At 34.2% G+C, this 24,878-nt stretch carries 18 protein-coding genes, 1 tRNA gene and 2 pseudogenes; 9 read left to right on the forward strand and 12 right to left on the reverse strand.

Annotated features, from left to right (window positions below; genetic code table 11):
• The first annotated feature begins 708 nt into the window (after positions 1–708).
• A complete protein-coding gene (locus FEZ13_RS05835) occupies positions 709–1,569 on the forward strand; it encodes a helix-turn-helix domain-containing protein (RefSeq protein ID WP_146551823.1) in 861 nt (286 codons plus the stop codon).
• Between the two features lie 368 nt (positions 1,570–1,937).
• On the opposite strand, the gene FEZ13_RS05840 is transcribed toward FEZ13_RS05835, so the two are convergent.
• Together FEZ13_RS05840 and FEZ13_RS05845 are read right to left on the reverse strand one after the other, a co-directional pair.
• Positions 1,938–3,158 (reverse strand): MFS transporter, encoded by a 1,221-nt coding sequence (locus FEZ13_RS05840; RefSeq protein WP_146551824.1) that lies wholly within the window; start codon positions 3,156–3,158, stop codon positions 1,938–1,940.
• Positions 3,159–3,178: 20 nt separating this feature from the next.
• On the reverse strand, positions 3,179–3,574 hold the full coding sequence (locus tag FEZ13_RS05845; protein ID WP_146551825.1) for a hypothetical protein: 396 nt from the start codon (positions 3,572–3,574) through the stop codon (positions 3,179–3,181).
• 63 nt (positions 3,575–3,637) lie between these two features.
• Between FEZ13_RS05845 and FEZ13_RS05850 the strand changes: the two are divergent.
• Positions 3,638–4,772, forward strand: a pseudogene (locus tag FEZ13_RS05850) (IS4 family transposase).
• A gap of 1,000 nt (positions 4,773–5,772) precedes the next feature.
• Positions 5,773–6,183 (forward strand): annotated as a pseudogene (locus tag FEZ13_RS05865) (transposase); the annotation flags it as partial.
• 205 nt (positions 6,184–6,388) lie between these two features.
• On the opposite strand, the gene FEZ13_RS05870 reads toward FEZ13_RS05865, so the two are convergent.
• A complete protein-coding gene (locus FEZ13_RS05870; RefSeq protein WP_146551828.1) occupies positions 6,389–7,489 on the reverse strand; it encodes an iron-containing alcohol dehydrogenase family protein in 1,101 nt (366 codons plus the stop codon).
• Between the two features lie 446 nt (positions 7,490–7,935).
• Here FEZ13_RS05870 and FEZ13_RS19385 point away from each other — a divergent pair, with 446 nt between their 5' ends.
• Both FEZ13_RS19385 and FEZ13_RS05875 read left to right on the forward strand, forming a co-directional pair.
• Positions 7,936–8,106 (forward strand): YfhD family protein, encoded by a 171-nt coding sequence (locus FEZ13_RS19385; protein ID WP_186725786.1) that lies wholly within the window; start codon positions 7,936–7,938, stop codon positions 8,104–8,106.
• A 527-nt stretch (positions 8,107–8,633) separates the two neighbouring features.
• Positions 8,634–8,707 (forward strand) — tRNA-Arg (locus tag FEZ13_RS05875).
• Between the two features lie 310 nt (positions 8,708–9,017).
• Here FEZ13_RS05875 and FEZ13_RS05880 read toward each other — a convergent pair.
• Together FEZ13_RS05880 and FEZ13_RS05885 are read right to left on the reverse strand one after the other, a co-directional pair.
• On the reverse strand, positions 9,018–13,304 hold the full coding sequence (locus FEZ13_RS05880) for a DUF559 domain-containing protein (protein ID WP_146551829.1): 4,287 nt from the start codon (positions 13,302–13,304) through the stop codon (positions 9,018–9,020).
• Between the two features lie 114 nt (positions 13,305–13,418).
• Positions 13,419–13,619, reverse strand: a complete 201-nt coding sequence (locus FEZ13_RS05885) for a hypothetical protein (protein WP_146551830.1) — start codon at positions 13,617–13,619, stop codon at positions 13,419–13,421.
• Positions 13,620–14,092: 473 nt separating this feature from the next.
• Between FEZ13_RS05885 and FEZ13_RS19390 the strand changes: the two genes are divergently transcribed.
• Positions 14,093–14,254 carry a hypothetical protein gene (locus FEZ13_RS19390; protein ID WP_186725787.1) on the forward strand — a complete coding sequence of 54 codons (162 nt, stop codon included), beginning with the start codon at positions 14,093–14,095 and terminating at the stop codon, positions 14,252–14,254.
• 909 nt (positions 14,255–15,163) lie between these two features.
• Positions 15,164–15,973, forward strand: coding sequence for a YitT family protein (locus FEZ13_RS05890; protein WP_146551831.1), 810 nt, complete (start codon positions 15,164–15,166; stop codon positions 15,971–15,973).
• A gap of 224 nt (positions 15,974–16,197) precedes the next feature.
• Here the strand turns inward: FEZ13_RS05890 and nspC are convergent, their stop codons facing one another.
• From nspC to FEZ13_RS19395, 3 genes are all read right to left on the reverse strand, one after another.
• Positions 16,198–17,325, reverse strand: coding sequence for a carboxynorspermidine decarboxylase (gene nspC, locus FEZ13_RS05895; protein ID WP_146551832.1), 1,128 nt, complete (start codon positions 17,323–17,325; stop codon positions 16,198–16,200).
• Between the two features lies 1 nt (position 17,326).
• Positions 17,327–18,529 carry a saccharopine dehydrogenase family protein gene (locus FEZ13_RS05900; RefSeq protein WP_146551833.1) on the reverse strand — a complete coding sequence of 401 codons (1,203 nt, stop codon included), beginning with the start codon at positions 18,527–18,529 and terminating at the stop codon, positions 17,327–17,329.
• A gap of 748 nt (positions 18,530–19,277) precedes the next feature.
• Complete coding sequence (locus FEZ13_RS19395) at positions 19,278–19,448, reverse strand: hypothetical protein (protein WP_186725788.1); 171 nt, start codon at positions 19,446–19,448, stop codon at positions 19,278–19,280.
• A 592-nt stretch (positions 19,449–20,040) separates the two neighbouring features.
• Here FEZ13_RS19395 and FEZ13_RS05905 point away from each other — a divergent pair.
• Positions 20,041–20,862 carry a plasmid pRiA4b ORF-3 family protein gene (locus tag FEZ13_RS05905; protein ID WP_146551834.1) on the forward strand — a complete coding sequence of 274 codons (822 nt, stop codon included), beginning with the start codon at positions 20,041–20,043 and terminating at the stop codon, positions 20,860–20,862.
• A 95-nt stretch (positions 20,863–20,957) separates the two neighbouring features.
• On the opposite strand, the gene FEZ13_RS05910 is transcribed toward FEZ13_RS05905, so the two are convergent.
• A complete protein-coding gene (locus FEZ13_RS05910) occupies positions 20,958–22,193 on the reverse strand; it encodes a D-serine ammonia-lyase (RefSeq protein ID WP_146551835.1) in 1,236 nt (411 codons plus the stop codon).
• 120 nt (positions 22,194–22,313) lie between these two features.
• On the opposite strand from FEZ13_RS05910, the gene FEZ13_RS05915 reads away from it, so the two are divergent.
• Positions 22,314–22,835, forward strand: coding sequence for a TetR/AcrR family transcriptional regulator (locus FEZ13_RS05915; protein ID WP_146551836.1), 522 nt, complete (start codon positions 22,314–22,316; stop codon positions 22,833–22,835).
• Between the two features lie 513 nt (positions 22,836–23,348).
• On the opposite strand, the gene FEZ13_RS05920 is transcribed toward FEZ13_RS05915, so the two are convergent.
• From FEZ13_RS05920 to FEZ13_RS05930, 3 genes are all read right to left on the reverse strand, one after another.
• Positions 23,349–23,498 (reverse strand): YvrJ family protein, encoded by a 150-nt coding sequence (locus tag FEZ13_RS05920; RefSeq protein WP_146548991.1) that lies wholly within the window; start codon positions 23,496–23,498, stop codon positions 23,349–23,351.
• A gap of 371 nt (positions 23,499–23,869) precedes the next feature.
• Positions 23,870–24,130, reverse strand: a complete 261-nt coding sequence (locus FEZ13_RS05925) for a helix-turn-helix domain-containing protein (RefSeq protein ID WP_146548992.1) — start codon at positions 24,128–24,130, stop codon at positions 23,870–23,872.
• Positions 24,131–24,149: 19 nt separating this feature from the next.
• A complete protein-coding gene (locus FEZ13_RS05930) occupies positions 24,150–24,746 on the reverse strand; it encodes a sigma-70 family RNA polymerase sigma factor (protein WP_146551837.1) in 597 nt (198 codons plus the stop codon).
• Positions 24,747–24,878: the final 132 nt, after the last annotated feature.

The following is a 24,878-nucleotide window of genomic DNA, read 5'->3' on the forward strand; positions in this document are numbered from 1 at the left end:
AGCTATTCATCACTCTAAAATTGATGCGTACCCTCATTTAAATTTGAAATATTGTTTAATAACAAGCGTGTTGATTTTACAAAAAATAGGGGTGTCTGTTTAGTATAACTCTGTATTTTTAAGACCATTTATATAGATTGGAGCGGAGGCTTGCTCGACTCCCTCTTAAAATGTTGTTATATCAACGTTTGCTAGAGTTTTTTCGTGTGAAAAAAATTTTTTCTTGGCCAAGATAGAGTGAGACCCAGTTTGATATTCCCATTTGTTTAAATAAATAACAATGTTAGTGTACGCTCCCGCGGGAAAAGCGAATAGATGAGACCCCGCAGCGTAGCGAGGAGGCTCAGCATTCGCCCGCAGGAAAGCGAGCAAGCCGTAGCGGAAATCAACGAATCCCCCTATTTTTATGGATTAAATTGGATAATCAACACGCCTGGTTTAATAAAATACTACTAAGTTAGTCAATATACAGAATATACTTAATATGGTAAAAAATTTAAGCAAAATGACTTATCCCCCGATTAAATCCCAAATTAACGGCTTAAACATAGTTAATGAGTCATTAGACATTAATAAATAGGTAGATACAAACAGTTTATGCACTTTCTCAGCTCCTTCCTGAAATTTATGACTATTATTTCAAAAATAATATAAATTAGGTTATAATGTTAATAATAGTTAACTAGCATTCTTGATGGAGGTATTTAAATGTATGTAGGTAAAGTAATAAGGGATATTCGAATAAGTAAAAATATTCCTTCTAATAAAGTTTATAAAAATATATTAAGCAGACCTGCAATTGCAAAGTTTGAGAAGGGATTAAGTGACACCACTGTAGAAAAATTTTTTGAAATTATAAATGTACTGAACATCACCTTAGAAGAATTTGAAGTAATTTATAAGAATGATGGAAACAAGGATTTACTTTACACTCGAAAATATATAGAGGCTTACTATAATAAAAACGTAGCTGCTTTAAAACAAATAACATTTGACGCTAAAAGGGACTATCTTGTAACTGGTAATGAAAAGTTTAGACATTATCAAGCTTTAGTATCACTTCTAATAGATGATTTGAACGGTACCAATGAATATCGTGAAGAGTTAGATGTCATTCAAAACTATTTAATGAATTGTAATAGTTGGGGATACTATGAAGTTACATTGTTTACCAATACTTTAAGTTTCTATTCTAACGAGTTAATTGATTTGGTATATTCACGAGCAAAGAACACACTCCTTATGCTAAAAAATATAAAACGATACCGGAATGAAGTCGCATTAATGTTGTTTAACATATTAGAAATAAAAATAGTTTCTAAAAACGTTAATAGCGCTAAATTTTATTTAACTGAATTGAACAAAATTAAATTAGATGTAGTAGATAACATGTACATACAGGCAATGATAAAATATTTTACAGCTATCTTAAATTTAATAGATGGCAAGTGTCAGGAAGATGCCATTTTATATATAACTAAAATGTTTGACTTCTTAGGATTAGATTCAAAAAAAGATCAGTGTCTCAGTTTTTATAACAAAGTAAAAACACTATATAGCATTGCCTAATGATAGATCGAGATTCCTGCATCCTGTAAGATAAAATGTCTGAAAATATTGGTATTATTGAAATCATTTTTCTAACATCAAGATAATAGTTTCCTTTTTTTCATCAGCACTTAGATCAATACCGAAATAAGTAAATCATATACCTTCTAAACTGGAAATTTTCATGCTTTAAGCTTCACACTCCTAATCGATATAATATTCTTGTGAGAATAGACAAATTGACCAACTTTGTCGTATAAGTTAATTTAATGTTCTAAAAAGTGTACTGTGCTTTTTTGTTTAATAATTGAATCTAAAAAACTTGAGAAATAAGTTTTCTCAAGTTCCTTAATCTCTATTTGTAAAAAATTGTAGTATGATACATTTCATTAGTGTTCAAATTCTTCTATATCTATAACCATATTTCTTATAGAGCTAATACAAAGAAGTATTAACGCTAGAATAAGAATCAAACTTGCATTCATTATTATCGTACTTTTTAAACCTAAAATAGTCGGTAGCCATCCTCCTAGTAGGGCACCAATTGGCATGAAAATTGTAATTAATGTTTTGATAGTTGTATTCACTCGACCTAACATATTTTCAGAAGGAATTTTTTGGAAAGCAACCGTAAAAATAACATTTATGATTCCAATAAATATGCTAGCTAAAAAAGAAAAAATATAAATAAAAAATCCACCTATCGAAATTCCTACTAGCCACGATAGCCCATAAAACAAAACGGTACTTATAATAATTGAACCAATTTTTAGCTTTTTAGAAACGAAATTACTAATAATCGACCCTACCACACTTCCTAATCCGGAAACTGTAAGCAATAATCCATAAGAGATCGCAGATTCCGTAATTGTTGTTGCTATTGCTGGTAAATTTACAGTAAATGTTGCTAACAATAGATTTAATACAAGAAACGGAATAATTAACGCTAGTATCTCTTTCTTTTTAACAAACCTTAAACCTTCCTTAAGATCTGTAAAGTATGTGCTTTCTTCTTCATGTTCTAATTTCTTGGCATCCTGATGATCTCCATTTATCTTGAGTCTAAAGAAAAGTAAAGCTGCGAGTAAAAATAGAACCGCATTACCTAATAAAATTGAAGTTACGGAGGTAACAGCAATTAAAATCCCAGATACTGCATTAAAAAATAAATCTATCCCATCGGCAGCAATCGCCATAATGGAGTTAGCTTTTGTTAAATCCTTATTTACCACAAATCTAGGAATTAATGAGTTTTCGATAGGGTAAGTAAATTCTGAAAGAAAAGCAAGAAATGGGATAATGAATAAAATAATGTAGATCACAGTATCTCCACCAGAAGAATACAGTAAATATAAAATTAACATTAATATAGCCTGTAATAGGGTAAAAATAATTAAAAATCTCTTTTTATTACATTTGTCAATAATAGGTCCGTAAAAAAATGAAAAGACTTCGGGCAACATAAATAATGCCCCTGCTATTCCAGTAAATAAAGTATTTTGGGTTAATTCAAAAACTAACCACATTATAGTAATAAAATATAAACTATCTCCCATATTAACAAAAACCCGACCAAAAAAAAGGTTTGAAAAATTCTTATTTATAATCATATCTAATACCTTCAATTTTCTTATTTTTTGTTAAACTCCATAATTCCTTCGATTAAGGTATGTTGCTTTATTCCGTCTATTTTACCTGGAGCAATTTTTAGTACATTATCGGTTTTATTCATTTGAACGATCTCCATAGAAATGTTTCTAAAGCCAAAGCTGTTACGTGTTGGAATATGAATATGATTATTTTCTAAGTATGAATCAATGTACTCCATAAATTTATAAAAGTAATCATTACTTTCTGTCTTAACAAATAAGAATGGTGATTTATATTTTGGATTTAATAGAGAAGGATGGATAACTTCTAAATGGCTATTCTTCAAACAGCTTACAAAGAAAGTTACATTATCTAATACTTTATTAATATAGCAGGTGTGTTGATTATCTATTTTATTCCAATTAAATATAGACAAAAAGAGAGATTCCTCTTGTAAAATGTAAGTACGACCAAACATTTACGAAACGAGGAATCTCTTATGAACAAGCATACCACGTTCCAAAATATGATTCAAAACTTTCTTTCAGAAACCGAGCTACAATCCATTTTAAAAGAATTCAACTATGCAGAGACAGCGCGCAAATGCACCGTTTCTACACTCCTTTCATATCTTGTCGCAGCTGCGGCGAATGAGTGGAAAAGCTTACGACATTCGGCTGATGTAGGTGCCAGCTTTGGATTAGTTTCCGTCGACCATTCGTCCCTTTCTAAGCATATGAAGGCGCTCGATTATGCCATCATCAAGCGCATTTTTGAAGTCCTCATTGGGAAGTTGAATCGTGCTACACAACGGTCTTTGAAGATGCCGAAAACCCTTTTGTCCATTGATTCCACAACGATTACGGTGGGGAAGACACGCTTACCGTGGGCGGTTTATCACGGTGAACGTTCCGGCATTAAATTGCACGTTAGCTTCTCGAATGAAACCGGTATGCCTCTTCAAATCGTTGAAACAACAGGCTTAAAGCATGATGGACCCATAGGTAAACAACTCGAAGACAAGCGCTTTATTCTTGTCGGAGACCGCGCTTATTTTTCGATTGATAAAGTGGATTCGTACGTAAAAGACGGGCAAGATTTTGTTTTTCGTTTGAAAGACAACATACAATTTAGTCGTAAAAAATCACTCAAAGGCAGTCGTACCAATAGTTCTAACGTGACGGCTGATTTCACATGCATCATCGGTACATCACAAAAACAAACACAAAAGCGTCATCGTGTCGTTCAATTTACGGATTATGAAGGAAAAGAAATGCGTGTGGTGACGAGTTTGATGAATGTCACGGCGGAAGAAATAGCCAATATGTACAAGTCTCGTTGGGCGATTGAAACGTTTTTCCGCTGGATCAAACAAAATTTAAACGTACCTGTGTTGTTTGGCACGACGAAAAATGCGGTGTTCAACCAACTATTCGCAGCGCTCATTGCGTATGTTTTATTGAAATGGTTGTACGTTCAAGTTCGTAAACAAATCAACCGAAAACCCTTGTCACTCACAGGATTTCAGCGATTGCTTCTTTGTGATGCTTTGCCTTTTGAATGGCGGCTGACACTCAAAGAAATCATCGAAAGGCATCGTTTGGTTTATGATGAAACTGTATAATTTTGGTTAATCAACACACGTGTTGTTTCATAATAATCTCCTAGGAATACTCCATTTAATTCCCCTTTAAACATAATTCTCAATAAATGTAAAACATTAAATATAGTACTCATTCCACTAGAAAAAAACATTGAAAAACCCGAAAAATTGTTTATATTAGTATAATGTTTATCTTCCCAAGATCTATAATTGATAACTCTCTCGTACTTAAAGTCAACCTCACTATTGTTTAAGGTCCAAAAATCTTGAGGATATGAAGGAGACTTATAAACATGTTCTGTGTGAAGAAAACATTTCTTTTTCCACTCAAATCTAATCTCATTAGCAATCGCTTCTAAAATAGTTTCAACTTTTGACAAATCGTTAAAATTTAAATTATTAGGTATTTCCACATGATCGACATTAAAATTCTGCTTTAATTTAATTAATTCATCAAGTTCATTTTCTAATTCAATTTTCTTATCAGCTAAAGTAGAAATCACTAAATATCTTCACCCTTTCAACAATATCTCCTTCTATAAAATAATATTCTTTAGGAAAAGGATAATCATGTAAATGCTTAGAATTCGCTTTAGAGTATGCACCAACTGGACCAAATATAAAATTAGAATTAATCTTTAAATAATTTTTATCTAAGAAAATATTGTTAACAAAAAAATCAAGTTCATAGCAGGTAGATCCATGAATATTGCATAAAACAGCATTAGTATTATTTTCTACAGTTTTGGGAGGAAAGATAAGGTTTGGCTTATTCCAAGTAAAGGATCATTGTATAGATTGGAGTGGAGGTTTGCTCGACTCCCGTGGGAAATGAGACCCCGCAGCGTAGCGATTAAGGAACGGAGTTTAAGGGCACCACGTCCTGTGGCAACGACTCCGTGATAACATCCTGTTGCCCCCAGCATTCGCCCGCAGGAAAGCGAGCAAACCTTCGCTGTAATCAACGAATCTCTCTATTCTTATGGATTAAATCGGATAATTAACACACCTGATATGATTTTTAAATACCCGAGAATTCAGATATATTATCCAACCAAATGGTATTGATTGGAACAATTCAAAAACGAGCTGAAAACTATTTTCGTTTAGTAAAAGTGCTGGATACAAAAGGAAATATACTACATTTGATCACCAATAGCTTTGATTTAGAACCAGCAGAAATGTACAAATCACGTTGGACCATTGAACTTTTTTTAAATGGATGAAATAACATATGAACATCAAAAAGTTCTATGGACAAAGCGAAAAGACCATTTACAACCAAGTGTTTATAGCCCTAATTGTTTTCTGTCTATATGTGTTAGCTCAAATTGATTCGAAGAATGAACGGAAAATCCTACAAATAAGCCGTTATTTGAAGGCAACATTATGGAAGCCAGCACACCTGGATTCGGAAAATGAAAGGGAAAGTCGTACCCTAATCCATAAAGTCGTCGTTGCATCAGTTCAATTGTAAATAATATCCAAATTAATAAACCACCTTTAAGGTAGTATTAACTTTTTGGACCCAAAACCCTAAACGTAAATAGCGAAAATTTTCTTTTATACTAATGCAACACTAGCAGTGCTTTTTAATCAATCGAACCCCATCGCAAACCATTCCACATCTAATATGACTTCCGTATTTTAGTGTAAACTCAGTTGCGTTGAAAATTGTTCTAATTCAACCATTGCTTCACTGACCTTAGCTGGTGTAATCTCCCCAATTGGAATCACATGGATGGATTCTTGTGGGAGCGTTGCTTTTTCGGCTACTTGTTGAACCGCCTTATCCGTTAGCTCTTCAATGCCCAATTCTTTTAAGGATAGCGGTAAACCTAATTGTTGATAGAATGGGATAAGTGCCTTGATTTCATCCCAACGATTTTCCAATACTAATTGAACTAAAATACCATAAGCAACTTTTGCCCCATGCAATGCATGATGTGTTTCATCTAAAACTGTCAACCCATTATGAATCGAATGTGCGCCAGCTGTTCGTCCAAAATGATCTCCAAAGCCGCCGACCATTCCTGCGTAAACAATAATTGTCTCCACGACTTTAATAAAATCTTCATTCAATTTTCCATTTTCAATAGCATGAACAGCCGCAGCCGATGATTGTAACAATATGTCTTTACATTCCTTGGCAGCATAATGAGAAATCATCATTGGTACAGTTTTATGATCAATTGTTTTTAATTGAACATCTCCTTCGTACCATTTTGCTAATGTATCCCCTATTCCAGCTATAAACAAATCAATTGGAGCATGGACAAGTATTTCAGGCTCGATTAACAATAGGCTTGTAGAAACAGGGTAAATTTCAAAACCCTTGAAAGTACCAAAACTATCATATAATACGCTGATTGGGGTCCAAGGAGAACAATTAGAAGCTAATGTTGGGATTAGAATAACAGGTTTGTTGGTTTTATTTCCTGCTGCTTTCACCAAATCTAAAACCTTGCCCCCACCGACGCCAATAATTGCTTCATCATTATGAGCAGTGACTAAGTTTGAAACTTTCTCGATTTCATCCAATGAGCACTCCCCACTATATGTATACTCCTCTGTCTCGATTTCTTTTAAATTTGGCCAGTAATCTTTAGCTGCTGCCCATGATTTTACGCCATGAACGACCAAAACTTTTCTTAAATTTCTTTCTACTAATTTAGATTCTAAAAGTTCTAAAGCACCTTTTTGTAAAATATATTCACTCGGTGCACCATGTACATGAATTGTTTTCAATGCTTTCACTCTTTCTGTTATATAGAATACTTTACCCTACATTATAGAACTTCATTTGTATCTTTCAAAGATTATTTTATATATTTTTAAAATTATTTGATTATTTGAATCAATTTCATAATGCAAAATTCAGATAAAAAAACACGAACATTTCTTCACATATATACATCAATATTCAGATTTGTATGTTTCGTTCCAGACGGCGCTTTCCTTGTGCTTGGCTTCAATCTCCTCGAGTCAAATGAAACTTCACAAAGTTGGACGATTTTTTATCTCTGCTGTACATTAGACCGGACTTTACTGATTCTCTCATTATCTTCTTATTGAAATTTTGCAGTGGATATTTACGACTTTTGATCAATAGTATAGTCGCTTTTCTTATTTGAGTGATAAAAATTCATTTTAAAGCCATATTAAGGATGTTCTAAAAAGAAAGGAGAATTATGATGGGAAGAGACAACAAACAAGGTAAAAGTAAAAATAAGGCTTCATTGCCTCAGACACCTGCCAATCAAAAAATAGCTCCCTCTCAAGCAAGGGAAGAAGTAGCTAAAGAATTAGCTGAGCTAGAAAAATTGACCACTCACACTCACAATAGAAATCAACCAAAAAAGTAGGCTGTTTTCAATTGACGCACAAAGGACATCGTTACTTTACTAAAGGAATATCGAAGTGCTTGCTGCAGTAGATTCTCTGTCTGGATGATAAGGGGAAATTCATACAATCGGAACTTACTATTAAGATAAACCGCTTAGCAAAAACGGCTACAGTATGAAACATTGCCTTGAAGCAAGATCTGAATGAAAAAATGATTTGATACAAAAAAGTATCCCACAGACAATCCGTCTCGTGGGATTTTGTTATGATAAAATAACACTTTCTACAATTCATATTTTTAATAGAAAAAAAACCAATCTTTCCAAAAAGACAGATTACTCCCGTACACATAGTTTTTCGCAAAATTTACTATGTAAACAATAATTATTGCTACTACCTGAAATTTGTCTATAATTTGTGAACAAAACATGTTATAATATTATCTTGTAAAACTGATATAATAGAATGGTTAAGCTTTAATGGATATATTTTTTAGTATATAGCCATTTTGGTGTTCTTTTATATCTATGGTTCATTTACCTATTGAGCCCTTATAGCTCAGCTGGATAGAGCAAAAGTTTCCTAAACTTTAGGTCGCAGGTTCAAGTCCTGTTAAGGGCATCACCAAGCCATTCAAAGTCCCATTGGATCACATCCAATGGGACTTTTTCATTGATCAATCCTTTGAATTTATAAAAATCCACTCTTTCTGTCGATTTATTTGCCAAATAGATCGGCAAATTTATTTGCTCTTTCTCTGCGTTTATTCGCTAGTTTGATAGATTTATTCGCTCTCTCTATCTGTTTATTTGCTCTTTCCATACGTTTATTCGCTCTATTTAAAACTTTATTCGCCCTTACATCCATTTAAGTCATTGTTGCCGATCTAAAACTTTTTAGATTTTTGAAACAGTTCCATGCATTTTATTCTCTACTCAACGATTTTCGTATACCAAGCTGGATTGCCTTTTGTTGTTTGACTTCCTTTGCTCACATAGCGGAATGATACATTGCACGCTTCTAACTTTTCCATAAATGGTTTGATATCCTCATTGGCCACTACCCATAGACTACCATCTTGTAGTCGATAATCGACAATTTCAAAGCCTAAATCTTGTAAAAATTGAACGACTGAAGTTTTCCCTTGTATAACTACATTTTGAATGAGCTCTGACGGTATATCATTTAAATTTGAAATGGAGAAGATTTTAGATTCCTTATTTTTGTTCGTCAAAATGACGGCTGGAATTTTAGAAAGATCTTCTGTTTCTGTTGCGAATGCTTTGTTTAAAATCGCTTCTTCTTTTAGTGTGTCACGTTGGGTTACATGCTTTTGAGGATCTGAAAGTTCTTTTATTTTTTCTCTTGCACTAGATGAATGGGGTTTTTTTGTTTGGATCTGAAATTGTATACTAGGTTCTTGCTCATGTTTAACATTCAAATGGAAATCATGGAGTACTTTTTCATTTTCTTCTTCCCCAATTGGATAGATCCCCAATTTTGAAAGAGCTGCCCAAAGACCTTCCATCGTTTTTTCTTGATCAGCATAGAAATCTTTGCCGCTTACACGCCAGAATACCCAGCCAGCTTTTTCTAACGCCTCTTGTTTCAAGAGATTCTCTTCATATTTTTTGGTTCCTTGCCACTTTTCTCCGTCGCATTCAACAGCTAAGCGTTCACGAAGCCCTTCAATCACAAAATCAATTTTATAGTTTCCCACTTCAAATTGTGGAATCACATAATACCCTTTTGATAAAATCCATTTCAATACGTCGATCTCAAAAATCGATTCACACTGCGGTTCCAGCTGTTCTGCCCTTAATGGCAATTGCTCACGCACGAATGGAATATTTTTTGGAATCGATTGATCTTCGTCTTGTAATGTTAATTTACTGCCTTGCGGGAAACTTTGTTCACCAATCTTGAAAATCGAAATACCTCCATCATATAAAGAATTGTTTGGTACGTCTTGTATATAACGATGAATAAGTCCTGCCACTACATCACGATTAATATCGATTGTGGATGGAGGTGCTGACGTTTCTTTTCCTAAAATAATAGTCTTTTCGCCTCTTACTAAAACATTCAGAGTTGACAGATCATACTGAACGCTGCCATCTATAATAATAAGATCGAATTTTTCACTTTCAATTGGAAATGTTTGCAACACTTGTTGAATTGGCATGATCCAAACAGGAATAGTAGATTGAGCCTTTTTTAATGATTCGCGTGCTCCCTCTATAAACTTAAATGCATGCCTTCCCTTTCCAGATCCTATTTTTTTTCTGTAAAATTTCCAGTCTTTAAGCACGGATTTTTCTTCATCCGTCAAGCGCTCCAATTGAAATGCCCATGTTGCATCCTTGATAATCTTTTGTATTAAATTCTTTTGTGCTTTGCGTTCATATTGAAGCTGTTTTTTCAATGATCTGCTATTGATATCCCCATCCTCTTTTAACCATGTCTCCATTTTCTTCAGTGTAAATGCCTCTTGATAAAAAGTCGGTTCTAATTTGACTTCACCAAAATGATGGGTGATATACTCAACTGTCGATGGCAATTTCTCCGCTAGTTTATCTGCATGCTTTCTCCATTTGTCGATCGTCGGAATTTTTTGGTGTAGTTCTTTCAGATTTCGCAATAAAATTTGCCAAGTTTCAAAATCCTTTTCCAGCAACGCCGTTAAAAATTGATGGGTAATAGGATGAATATTTTCAATTTGCGTTAGATTTTCAAGTTTTTCAATTTCTTCCTCATAAGTTTGTTGCCATTTTGTAAATTTAATATAATTTAATGTATGATCAATTTTGACACTCAAATTTCCGTAAAATACTTCATCGAAAAGATCCCCTAACTGAAGGCCCTCTATTTGAAGCTTTGCAGATAACGCAGCATTTAATTCTACAATATCGATGATTTTTTCTAATATAGCCATTCTTTCTTCCATTAATTGAGGAAATTCCTGAGCGGTTATATCGATTTCTGGAATCCCAACTTCACTCATATTTTGATTGAATAATCTCGCTAACTTTGTAATCAGCCCTTTATATTCTAAATACTTTTCAAGGGTGATGATATCTTCTAATTTTCTAAGAGGCCTTCCATTTAGAACAGCTGTTTGGAATAAATATTTCGTTGATTTTCCTTTTCCAATGAAGAAAAAAGGATTCGGTTTTTTACCAGACAAAATACGTTCTCTCGCTATTTCTAAATCGTAATAAATCTCACTCATTAATTTTTTAGGCAATATGATTCTTTCATGTATTAAATCAGCATATAAAGAAGATGCTTTTTGATTATTTTGTACGATTTCATCAATAAGTTGAACCCAATACTCTTTTCGTTTCTCCGTTGAAAGTAAATCTCGGATAAAGGTTGTATAAACTCCGTCTTCTATTACATGGCGAGTTTCAATTATTTCTTCTACTATGTCCTTCATAATGAGTAATGTAGATTTTTTGGAAAATACGTCTTCAATAGGTAATATATAGTCCGTATCTATGTCTTTCGATATTTTTTCTTCTTCCTCTACTAATGTCCTAAATGCGGGTTTGCTTAAAAGATTATTTTGAATGGACGGTAAATTTATATGGAGTAACAATGCATCTTCTTTTGTCAATGAATTCTGTATCGTGCAAAATTCTGTCCATTCTTCAGAGCTTAATGGGAATTTCATAATAAGTGGGAGTTCATCTTTTAACCATTGATACGCCACATTTGTTTCTGCAAGACGTTTCGCAATATCATATTTAAACAATGGCCGATTGTCATGCAAAATAGGTGTCCCTTCCGATTTTGCATATTGTTTAAGGACTTTTTTACATATTTCTTCATTTTGAACACTTTGCTGTAATAATTGTTGGTTTCTTCGTACTTTTTCTTTCAATTCTTGAATATTGAGTGTTTCTGTCTTATCAGCAATTACTTGCAGAGACTGTTCAATTTCTTGATCAGAACTCTCATCATCTAATAGTGGGACACATAGATCTCGAATTTCTTTAGGTAATTGCTTCTTCAATCCACTCAAAGGGCTATCCTTTTGTGTGGTAATGAGGACCCTTTTTCCCTCCGTTAAATAATGGCTGACTAAATTGGCAACGGCAACCGTTTCGTCTGTATTAGGTGCGATTTGAACCGTCACGCTATGATTTTTTTCCACACGCTTCGCAATTTCCTTTTGTTGTTCAGAAGAAGATAATGGAAAATAGAGTTGATTAGCTAGTGTAGATTGTAGAAAATTAACCTTTTGTGATTTTGTTTTTGAGGCATTTCCTAAAATATTTCGTATGGAATTCGGTAGTTCCAGACTTTCTTGATCGATCGCCTTAATGATTTGCTTCAAATCACCTTTCAGAAGCTTATGATTATTTTGACGAACGATGAAATAGGATTGATCGATAATGACCGGAATATTTTTGCCATACAATCCACCTTCGTTTTCGATAAAACGCCCATTTGGATTTAAAAGCTTCGCTAATTTTTTCCACTCTTCTGTAAGTTCCGCTGTAAAATTTGTATTTTCTATTTTTTTAATAAAAGCCTTGAGATCATCATTATTTGGTATCGGTAGTTCATCCAATAAGTCTTCCTCGAATTTTAATCCTTTTGTTTCTTCTGTTAATACAATCATGTCCGTTTTTGCATTTTTTGAAATCAAAACTTTTGTCGTAAACAAAGGAAGCTCAATATCTTCTCCATCTGCTATCCCGCCCCATTTTAATAACCCTTTCGACAGCACTAATTCAATGCCATCACTTTCCTGTTCCCACTGATTGAAAATTTCAAGAAGTTCAGCATAAAAATGATTCGCACGATCAAACCGTCTTTTTTTGGTTGCCCATTCTTTCCACTCAGATAATTGTTGATCATTTTTGTTGTTTTTGCTTTCTTTAAAAATCTCTTCGATTTTTTTATGGTTTTGGATAGAAGCGATTCCTGATTGTTTATTTAGTTTAAAGTTTGACCATTTGACTAACTCAGGATACGGTCTTGGGCAAACAAGTACAGTATGTTTGAGGGTTGGTTTATGTATTTCCAATAAGTTGGATGGTTGCCCGCATTGATTACCAATCGTACATCCGTCAATTTCCGCTAGTTCATCAAAAGCCCATACTTTCTCATAATCCTGAATGGATCGAACTGTTTTATGATTCAAAGATGAAAGAGCTAATAAATATTCAAAAAAACGTTTCTCTTTATCATTTAATTGTTTCTGCACAATCAACACTCCTATCTTTTTTCAGGCATACACTAGGATCAATCATCTACACCCTTATAACTACTTAAATATATGCTTTAAAAAATGGACTATTCCTTGTTGCAGCGATAAATATCAAAAAGTGAAGTCTTCGTGCTTTATTATGTGAAATATTAATTTGAATAAAGTAAAGCTTCCATCAGTGGAGTTTTCTTCATCCCCCACCGAAATAATAGAGGAACGGAAGTGAAAAGCGCTACGTCCTGTGGCAACACCTGAGGGACCAACATCTTGCCCGACCGAACCAATCGGACTTTTATGGGCAATGGATCTCACCTATCATCTTTCTCGTTTCTTTCCAATCCTTTTGGTGGGAGTCTTACTGCTCGTTAATGCGGGATAAATAAACAACAGTTTGCACCCCGAAATGGTGTTCCTGAATACTTCTTAATATAAGATAAATGTTTACTGGACAAACGCATAGGCACATTTTTTTGTATAACATATCTTATACATATCATTTAAAAAGCATGCTAAATAAGCCATGTTCTTTTTTTAGAAAATTTTCTTTCTAAAGAAGGAATATTGACAAACGGGTAGAATATATTATTATAGTATTCAAAATTTTCTTTCTAATTATGTATTTTTCCATTCACCATGATTTAACCTAATAGCATTTCATCCAGTCATCTAGATGTCATATCAATGTCCATCATTTTTTCACAATCCTGAGTTCTATTTTTACTATTTCTGCAATATCATACATAAACAAATTTCTGTTTATGAAATTATAAAAGGAGATGATCAATATGAAAGTAGTTTTAATCAACGGCCAATATCTCGCAATTATCAATGATTCACAAGTAATCGAAACAAAAGAGTTACCAGAGGGAATGAATCTTGGCGTGATGGGAGAAGTCGAATATGACCACCAAACAGGACAGATCATTGTAGATGGACAGATTTTATAATCTGTATCCATCTTTTTTATTACTGAGGATTCGGCCTCTATCCACGGAAGACTCGGTTCTATCCACGGTTTAGACAATCCTATCCACGGAAAACTCGGTTCTATCCACGGTTTAGACAATTCAATCCACGGAAAACGCACTTCTATCCACGGTTCAGACGATCCTATCCACGGAAGACTCGGTTCTATCCACGGTTGACGATCCTATCCACGGAAGACTCGGTTCTATCCACGGTTGACGATCCTATCCACGGAAGATTCAGTTCTATCCACGGTTTAGACAATTCAATCCACGAATAAGATAGCCCAATCCACAGAATAAGCAAAACCTACAAATTTTTTACATAGCCTTTTCTGAATGTATATCTATCGTTAAAGTAAGCCTCACACAATGGCGATTTTCTTTATTCCTCACTGTATTTGACTCAAACCAATCAGGATCTTATAGGCAACGAACCTATGCTTATTTACTAGAATCCTATATATAGGATTTTACTCCTCACGTAAATGTAAAATAAAGTGAAGCTTCCATCAGTGGGGGTTTTCTTCATCCCACACTGATCTAGAAGAACAGAAATGAAAAGCGCCACGTCCTGTGGCAACGCCTGAGGGACCAACATCTTGCCCGTCCAAACCAATCGGACTATTACGGGCAGTTCATCCCCCATCTATCTTTCTCGTTTCTCTTTATATCTTGAGATTGGGGTCTTACTGTCCATTAAAGCGGGATAAATTGTATACATATCCACCATGATTTACATCTTTTTAAAGTCAATACATCAATCACATTCCAGCGAAAGATAAAGAATTCTTGATTTCAAATAAAAAAATTGGTTATCATAGGAAAAGGATTGATTTTTAACTATGATGTACATCTAAAGGTGTGCGGATAGCAGTTGGGAGAGAATATATGCGCAATATTATTACGATTATAATTTCCTCTATTTTGATGGGGTTTGCTTATAATTTTTTACTAATACCTCATAAAATCTTAAGTAGTGGATTAAGCGGGATTGCCATGATGCTTGGAATCATTACACCTTTCAATACAGGGATATTGAATTTTTTATTAAACTTACCTTTGCTGATTATCGGATACAGGAAATTAGGAAAACGATTTATTACTTATACTATTTTGTCAGTAGTCGTGATTTCTGTCAGTTTATTAGTAATACCCATTCGTGCCATATCAAATGAACCTATTTTAGCCTCTCTTTTTGGTGGTGTTATTATCGGAATAGGTGTTGGGTTGATCTTTCGTGCATCAGGTTCTTCTGGAGGATTCGATATTATTGCGATGTTGTTGACGAAAAAAAGGGATCTCCCTCTCGGCACAATTATTTCAATGATGAATGGAATTGTTGTGTTGATCTCAGGTTTTATCTTTAGTTGGGATGCTGCCTTACTAACATTGGTGTCCATTTACGCTTCTGGCAAAACAATTGATCTCATTCATACAAACAACATCAAACTTACACTTATGATCATTACTTCTAAAGGTGATGATATGAAGGACAAGCTACTCACGAAACTTCATCGAGGCATTACCATTATTAACGGTGAAGGTGCTTATACTGGCGAAAATCGTCAAGTTCTTATTACGGTTATTACACGCTATCAATTGTCAGAAGTAAAACACATTGTTCAAGAAGTAGACCAGCATGCATTTGTGAATATTACAGAAACAAAAGAAGTCATTGGAATGTTTAGTCGAGGATAAGAAGATCATGTGAAACTTCACACAGTGGAGGTCTTCTTTATCCTCCATCGTATGAGCTGAACCATTCGAACAATTTACAAACAATGGACTTCTCTTATTCTTTTGCTCGTTTCTAGAATCTTAACGAGCTATACATGGAAAAGATCGTTTTCCAATTAAAAAGAACCAAGAACTTTGTTGTTCTTGGTCCCCTTATTCTTAAAAGAATTATCACTTTTAGAGCGTTATGAAAGTCTTCCTTTAAAATCCTCATAATTAAACTGATGGACAATACGACAATCTCCATTTTTATCCTTGATCACAAGATTTGGTAATGCCATTCCATTAAATGTGTTCGTTTTAACCATCGTATAAATAGCCATATCTCCAAATACGAGTCGATCACCATTTTTTAAAGGCTGATCGAAAGAATAATCACCAATTATATCTCCTGTTAGACAAGTTGGCCCACCAAGGCGATACGTATAAGCTTTCTCCCCTTTTTCACCTGAGTCAAATAATGGAGGGCGATACGGCATTTCCAATACATCCGGCATATGGCAGCATGCAGAAGTATCCAGAATGGCAATATCCATATCATTTTGAAGCGTATCAAGCACTGTTGTCACTAGGACACCAGCATTTAGTGCAATGGCTTCACCTGGTTCAAGATAAACCTCTACATCATATTTTTTCTGAATTCTTGTGATACACTCTTCCAATAAAGGTATATTATAATCTTCTCTCGTAATATGATGCCCACCGCCAAAGTTGATCCATTTCATTTGAGAGAGCCATGGACCAAATTTTTCTTCAACCGCTTCTAAAGTAGTCGCCAAATCATCCGCATTTTGCTCACAAAGTGTATGGAAATGCAAACCTGAAACACCTTCAAGCCATTCAGGGCGAAATTGGCTGATTGTTACACCAAATCGAGAGCCCGGTGCACATGGATCATAGATCTCATGACCCACTTGTGTTGAGCATTCAGGATTGATGCGCAAACCTATGCTTTTTCCTGCGTTCAATACCTTATCTCGATATTTTGCTATTTGTGAAAAAGAATTGAAAACAATATGATCGCATAATTCGAGTATTTCATCAATTTCATCTTCGCGATAAGCTGGAGAAAAAACATGATTTTCTTTCCCCATTTCTTCATATCCAAGTTTCGCCTCATATAGGCCGCTACCAGCAGTACCACTTAAATATTCGCCAATCATTGGATACAATTCATACATCGAAAATGCCTTTTGTGCGAGAAGAATCTTACATCCCGTACGATCCATGACACCCTTTAAAATTTGAAGATTTTCTTCAAGCAGGTTTTCATCCACTACAAAACTTGGTGTAGGTATTTCATTAAACTTCATCTTAGTCTACAAGCTCCGGATCAAAACTTTCTTTCCATGGAAGTCCCCATTTATTGAGTGCATCCATGAATGGATCTGGATCGAATTCCTCAATATTGTAGACACCTTTTTTATCCCATGTACCTGTCACTAACATCATGGCACCAATCATAGCTGGCACGCCTGTTGTGTAGGAAACTGCTTGTGAACCTACTTCTTTATAGCATTCTTCATGATCACACACATTGTATAAATAGTATGTTTTGTCTTTACCATCTTTTTTGCCACGGAAGATACAACCTATATTTGTTTTACCCTTTGTACGTGGTCCAAGTGAAGCTGGATCAGGTAGCACTGCTTTCAAAAATTGTAGTGGGATGATTTGCTTTCCTTCAAATTCAATTGGTTCAATAGAAGTCATACCAACATTTTCTAGACATTTTAAATGGGTTAAATAGCTTTCGCCGAAAGTCATAAAGAAGCGAATGCGTTTAATACCTGGAATATTCAATGCAAGTGATTCAATTTCTTCATGATGCAATAAATACATATCTTTATCGCCGATTTCGGGGAAATTATAGACACGTTTGATTTCCATTGGCTCCGTTTCTACCCATTCACCATTCTCCCAATAACTACCTTTTGCAGAAACTTCACGAATATTGATTTCTGGATTGAAGTTAGTTGCAAATGGATAGCCATGATCCCCGGCGTTACAGTCAAGAATATCGATATATTCAATCTCATCAAACTCATGTTTTAATGCGTATGCAGCAAATACACTTGTGACACCTGGATCAAAACCGCTACCAAGAAGTGCTGTAATACCCGCTTCTTCAAAACGTTGACGGTATGCCCATTGCCAACTATATTCAAATTTTGCAGTATCTTCTGGTTCGTAGTTTGCAGTATCTAAATAATTTGTTTTCGTTGCAAGACATGCATCCATAATCGTTAAATCTTGGTATGGTAATGCAAGATTCATCACGATATCTGGTTTTACTTCGTTGATCAAAGCAATAAGTTCGTCCACATTATCTGCATCTACTTTTGCAGTTGTAATTTTTGTTTTCGTTTTTCCTTCTAATTTCTCTTTTAAAGCATCACATTTTGCTTTTGTACGGCTTGCAATGCAAAGCTCCTCAAATACCTCTGAATTTTGACAACATTTTTGGATGGCAACGGAAGCTACTCCTCCGCAACCGATAACTAATGCTTTTCCCATTTTTTTCTCTCCCAGCAAAGTAGATTTTCAAAGTATTTATGGAAACATAACAGGTAGAATACACACTGAATATTCCCGAAAACTTACTGTGAAATAGCCTAAAATGGATAATAAAAAAAGCAAATGAAAACGCATCATAGCGCATCACTTGCTTTCGATATAACGATAAGATAAAGAAAAGCATACACATACATGCACGGTACATCGTTCTCTATTTTCACCAAACAATGTTTTAGTAGATTCGCTCTTCTATATCCATTCATATCAATTTATATCATTTTAGATCAGAGTCTATATAGCAAACAATTACTTTTACCACTCTTATTGACCGTTTCACAAGTTGATGTGCATTTGCACTGGTTGTAAAGTAACCAACTTATAAAATTTGAGCATTTGCTCAATCAATAAGGCAACGAAAAAGTTGCCAATCGGCATTTGACCCGGCACACCGTTGCCTTAACTCTCCAAAGGAAAGTGGTCAAAATTATCTGCTTGGAAAACCCTGATACTTCAATATCTGCTTTCCAAAATCATAACTTCATCATCATAACAACTAATCACTCATTTAGCAATAGGAAAATAAATATTCGTTCAGAATAGGGATAAAACCGTTTGGCATGTGTATCAAAGACATTTTAATGATCTATTTTATATGAAATTCATTTTATCTAAGGCTTCATGAAACTCAATTTTGATTCGCAATGAAAAAGTCACTTCCTTATCGAAATAGAAGTGACTTTATCGATTATTAGAAATTTAATTTGTTAAATAATCGGATATGGAAAATTTTATGATAAATTACAAAATAAAGTACAGGTAACGCAATAAGCATCAACATTGAATACTCTACAGGTAATGATGTATTGATCACATTGCCGATGACAATAAATAGAAGCGTAGCAACCATAAATTTGAACATTTTTATTACCTCTTTTCAGTTAGTTTCATATTAACGATCATTTTACTCATGACTCAAATCACGATCATGTTTCAAAAAATTTATATATAATATCTGTATTCGTTTACATTTTACATCATTATGGCTGTTTTGTGAATAAAATGTGTAAAATTTATTTCAAAAAATCGAACATTTTTATTTGTTCTTAAATTTGTCAATAGTCAGGTGCTTGAAGCCATTTCATAATGCGGAATTCAGGTAAGCAATACGAACATTCCCCATCAATATGAACATTCATATTCAGACATATGTGTTCCGCTTCAGGCGGCGCTTTCTACGAGCTTGTTCTTAATCCCCTTGACCTAAGCCCAGAGTTTCTTCCGCATCGACAGCGTAAGCGACAAGACGTAAAGCCATTGTCACAGGACTTTACCAGAGATAGCTTTGAATAGGGTAGTTAATATGTGAGAAAATTAAACGCCTACTTTGTAAAAAACAGGTGATCAATCATTTTATCAAATACTGTAAATATCTATGATAGAATTATTAGCATTCAATCCATTTGCTTGTTACAATGATTTTGTAATGACTAAACTTATAGGATGTGATCCTCTTGATTAATTTGTTGATTTTAAAATTTTTAGAAGACATAAAAAATGCAAAAGAATACAGTCATTTTCCAAAAGCGGATCAGCAACGTTTAGATGAGATTATACAATTCGTTGAAAATGGAAAAGATGTTACATCTCTATTTCAAGAGGTACAATCAAACAATAAACAATTGGCTCAATTGACGCTTGATGATCTATTTAGTGATGAAACTGAAGATTTTGAACCAATTGAAGGCATTATGCAATTAAAGATTACCTTAAATGGAGCTAAACCCCCTATTTGGAGAAGAATTCTCGTTGATCCTAATATGACTTTTGATGAATTGTACAATGTCATTCAAGTATCCATGGGATGGACAAACTCTCATTTATATAATTTTAATTATAAAAATATTTATATCGAACCAGAAAATGATGAGTTTGAGTTTGACTTTGGTTCACCATTCGGTAAAGAGATATTAGATGCAGAAATAACCATAATTGGTGATCTTCTCTCACATGAAGGGGAAAGCTGCATCTACACTTATGACTTCGGAGATAATTGGGAGCATACAATCAAAGTAGAAAAAATAATTTCTGATGAAAAGTCAGAAAATGACGAATTTTTTGTTCCTCGCTGTATCAAAGCAAAGCGTGCATGCCCTCCAGAAGATTGTGGAGGTATTCCAGGATTAACTGAATTAGAAAAAGTGTTGGCTGGTCCACAAACAGAAGAACAAGATTCTCTCAAAATTTGGGTTGGTGAATCTTATGATAGTGAAAAAATAGATCTCGATGACATCAATCAAAATCTACAGAAATTATATAAAGAGCTATTCCTGTAAACTGGTAAACAAAAAACGCCTTCCTATTCTTGAACAATTGGTTCAATAGAGAATGGCGTTTTGATTAAAATCCAAAGTTTGGATGAAATATGCAATCATCCTAAAATGTATTTTTGCTGTTCGTCTTTTGGCACCATACTCCCGCCAGTTGCCCAGACGATATGGGTGGCATTTGGATTGTCGGCTGCGTCCTTCAATTGCTCTAGTCCAATAAATCCAGCCACTGCGGATGGCTCTACAATAATTTTTTCCATTTGATACAATGTTCGAACATATTGGGAAAGCCGTTCATCTGAAATTGTCATGATGCCATCTAGTAATGGTTCCATCTGTTGTCCAACAAACGAGGAAGGCCGCCCCACAGCTAAACCGTCCGCAATGGTTAAATTAGATAAACCAATATCTTGGACTGCGATTTTATCATGTAAACCAGTTGCCATTCCTAAAAGCATACACGGAGACTCTGTTGGCTCTACAAAATAGCCATGTACATTTTCTCCAAAGCTCTCTTTCAAACCATATGTCACGCCACCTGGCCCACCGCCAACCCCACATGGGATATAAACATAAAGGGGATGATTTGCATCGACCACAATGTTCTCTTCTTGAAGTTGTTGCTTTAATCTTCTACCAGCTACCGCATAGCCTGCAAACAATTGTTTAGAATGCTCATCGTCGATAAAATAACTGTTTGGATCTTTTAATGCTTCTTTCCTGCCCGCATCAACAGCTAAAGAAAAATCTCCACTGTGTTCCACAACCGTTACACCTATTTTTCGTAACAATTGTTTCTTCCACTCTTTTGCATCATGAGACATATGTACATTTACTTTAAACCCTAAAGTTGCGCTCATGATTCCAATACTAAGCCCTAAATTCCCTGTGGAACCGACCACAATTGTGTATTGGCTCAATAATTTCTGAATCGGTTTTGTGGTAAAAATCTTATAATTATCCTCTAAACTTACAAACCTATGTTCCATCGCAATTTTCTCTGCTGCATAAAGCACTTCATGAATCCCACCACGCGCCTTGATAGAACCGCTAATAGGCAACGCATCATCTCGTTTTACGTATAGTTTACCTTTAACCCCTAACTTTTGCTGCATGACTGGTACGGCTTGCAATACGGATTCTACTTTCCCATCTTGTTTTTTCGTTTCAGGAAAAACCTCTTGAAAATAAGGGGCAAATCGCTTTAAACGCCCTTCAGCATCATCAATCAGCGCTGAGTCAATTTGATAAATCTCTGACTTCTTTTTATTTTTCCAAACAATCATCTTTTTACTTTTCAATTCATCGATTAAGTTCTGAAAAGGTGATAAATCCATTTTTCATCCCACTCCCTTTCACCTCATATCATCACTTTATGAAAAATAGCCAAAAAAATCTAGTATTTCATCAACATTTTAAGATGAAATACTAGATGACTATTTAAATTTCTATATAAAGTGAAACTTCGCCCAGTAGGGACCCTCTCTATCCCCACTGAGTTAATCCATGAATCAGTCAAACGTTATATAGATGTTTCGATCCAAGATTTTCAGGTGTATATGCAACAAGAAGGTCCCATAAAGGAAAAAATCGAGCGAATGCAATTGCAAAATCAAGAATCATACGGAGTCCTATCTCCCTCTATGATAGAGCGGTTAATCGCTAAAGACGAAGAGATCGCCAGCTATATTCAAGAAGAAACTAAAGAAAGAATTATTCCACTCCTTGTTCAAATGATTGATACAGGGAAGAAAAATGGGGAAATATCCAAAAAAATAACAGCAGAAGGCTTTTTAGTATTTATTAACTTTATGATGCTGCATTATGAGGAACTTCTGGACATTGTTACACAACAGGATAACACCGACTTAATCAACAGTCTCCACCATATATTTTTATATGGAATATGTGGGAAAGAATGGAAATATATTGTCATTACTTACGATAGAACATGCAGTATGTTCTTCATCTCCCATTGAGTGCTAGTAAAACCATCGCCTTTTTAAGGCAGTCGATCCCACATTCTTATACTCTACTTATACTGGAATCTTAAGATAAGGTCCTACTTGCTGCCCATTAATATAGGATAAAGTGAAACTTCTTACATGCCTTACACTATGCCCACGAAATTGATTACATTAGATCAAAAAATAAAAGCGATTGTTAAGAATTTTATTTCTTACAATCGCTTTCTTAATCATATTTTGTTATAACTCTTATCAAATTTTTACAGATCCTTTTCCTTATGACTATTTGACATGATTTTCTACCCTTCTCATAGGATATCTGTATGATGGGCAAAATGGTTACTCCAACATCCACCATATGGCAAGTTATTTTAGGTAACATTGCTTGACGGGCAATCATATCATCTTCTTGTAATCCTATTAGATGTTTCAATAATAATCGATGAGCAATTTTTGAAAGCAGTTTTTGAAAGTTCATGGAAATAGTGAGATCCCTCTATACTGATAATGTTCTATTATTTTAGATTACTCCTTTCCCTTTGATAAATCCAAAATGACATTTTCAAGCTTTTCAAATTTCTTTTCAAAGCGAAGAAACAGATAAATGGTAATGGCAATCGGAAAACCAAAATTTCCTAGTAAGCTGACCCATAATGGGAAATCTGTAGCATTCATCATCTCACCTCCCTCTATGAATGTTGATATATCAACGGTTTGACCCGTTTTACATAATTTTAAAAATTTTTTAACATGACAATTTGGCATCAGGTTTCGCCTTTTCTAAAATTTTTATCAAACATATCAATCAAGAAAAATTAGGATCAATACTGGCTAATCACAAGTCAATAATTCTTGTTTCCAGTTCACTAGTTACGGATTGCTCAACTCTTCGAAAATGCATATGCATTCCCTTCATACGGTATTAATCAAAGAAGTAAATTCAAAGTCCCGCAAGAAAGCGAGCAATCCGCAGCGAAAATCAATTGATGATGCCTTTTATAATGGATAACACCAGATTATCAATATGCATGATTTTTTAAACATCATTACTTAACTACTTTATAACTCTCTTTATAGTGATTTTGCCTTTCGTAAAATCGCCAAAAGCCATCCAACTCATCTACTTCATACATTTTAATAATAGAAATCAGTTTAAGTTCTAGCTCTTGTTCGATATCTACTCTATTCTGGAATTTTGTTTGTTGAAGGGATTTTTTAATTTTAGGTTTGAAAGCTTTTAATATCTTTTCAACTGCTTCAGTGTCATTTTTGGAGTCAATTGCCAACTGATACAAAGTTTTCGCCATGAAATCTCCTCCTTTTTAATTAAAGAATACATTTTTCTAGTGTAATGTTTAAATCTCCTCTTATTCTCTTTAAGGCTTTATTCCGAGATTTTGAAACCGCTTGCTGAGATTTTTTTAAGTGTTTTCCAACTTCAGAATCAGTCCATCCTTTAATATACACAAGATAGAGAATATGTCTTTGATTTGGGGTCAACCTTTTCACTGCTTCATATATTTTGGAATCTGTTATATAATCTAAAATGTTATCTGATTTTAACTCAAAGTCCTCATGATAAATCGTCATATCCTTTAATGACATATCTGAATCTTCTTTTACAGGCTGATCCAACATTATTGGAAACTGATAATTCAATTTACGAATTTTTTTATCTAAATTAATTGCGTGAAAATAAAGTGTTGAAGAGATATACGCCGTAAAACGAATATTGAAATAAAACCCTCGGAATGCCTGATCTAATTGTTCCTTATTTTGACAAGTTGGATCACAAATGGACTGTTTAAGTAATTGATAATTCGCTTTTTTTGATAAAAAATCCTTAATAATTGGATTATTTAAAAACGTTTTGTTTTCCTCAATAAATTTGCGAAATTTATAGCAATCATTATTCTTTTCCAATTTTAATCCCCCTTTTCTAAAAGATCAGCTATCGTAAACACTGCAGCTACTATTTCTTCTCCTCAAAACCAAAATAGCAAATAATTATCAATAAATTATTGAAACCAGTTATTTTGAATTACTTTATTAAAA

Source organism: Rummeliibacillus sp. SL167 (genome assembly GCF_007896505.1).
GTDB classification, from domain to species: Bacteria; Bacillota; Bacilli; order Bacillales_A; family Planococcaceae; genus Rummeliibacillus; species Rummeliibacillus suwonensis.

Bases quoted from the DNA above. Each gene is read 5' to 3' on its own strand.
- FEZ13_RS19395 (WP_186725788.1), bottom strand. From the start codon at position 19,448: ATGTTCAAATTTATGGTTGCTACGCTTCTATTTATTGTCATCGGCAAT.
- FEZ13_RS05910 (WP_146551835.1), bottom strand. From the start codon at position 22,193: ATGGATTTATCACCTTTTCAGAACTTAATCGATGAATTGAAAAGTAAA.
- FEZ13_RS19385 (WP_186725786.1), top strand. From the start codon at position 7,936: ATGGGAAGAGACAACAAACAAGGTAAAAGTAAAAATAAGGCTTCATTG.
- FEZ13_RS05900 (WP_146551833.1), bottom strand. From the start codon at position 18,529: ATGGGAAAAGCATTAGTTATCGGTTGCGGAGGAGTAGCTTCCGTTGCC.
- FEZ13_RS05890 (WP_146551831.1), top strand. From the start codon at position 15,164: ATGCGCAATATTATTACGATTATAATTTCCTCTATTTTGATGGGGTTT.
- nspC (WP_146551832.1), bottom strand. From the start codon at position 17,325: ATGAAGTTTAATGAAATACCTACACCAAGTTTTGTAGTGGATGAAAAC.
- FEZ13_RS05840 (WP_146551824.1), bottom strand. From the start codon at position 3,158: ATGATTATAAATAAGAATTTTTCAAACCTTTTTTTTGGTCGGGTTTTT.
- FEZ13_RS05925 (WP_146548992.1), bottom strand. From the start codon at position 24,130: ATGGCGAAAACTTTGTATCAGTTGGCAATTGACTCCAAAAATGACACT.
- FEZ13_RS19390 (WP_186725787.1), top strand. From the start codon at position 14,093: ATGAAAGTAGTTTTAATCAACGGCCAATATCTCGCAATTATCAATGAT.
- FEZ13_RS05920 (WP_146548991.1), bottom strand. From the start codon at position 23,498: ATGAATGCTACAGATTTCCCATTATGGGTCAGCTTACTAGGAAATTTT.
- FEZ13_RS05835 (WP_146551823.1), top strand. From the start codon at position 709: ATGTATGTAGGTAAAGTAATAAGGGATATTCGAATAAGTAAAAATATT.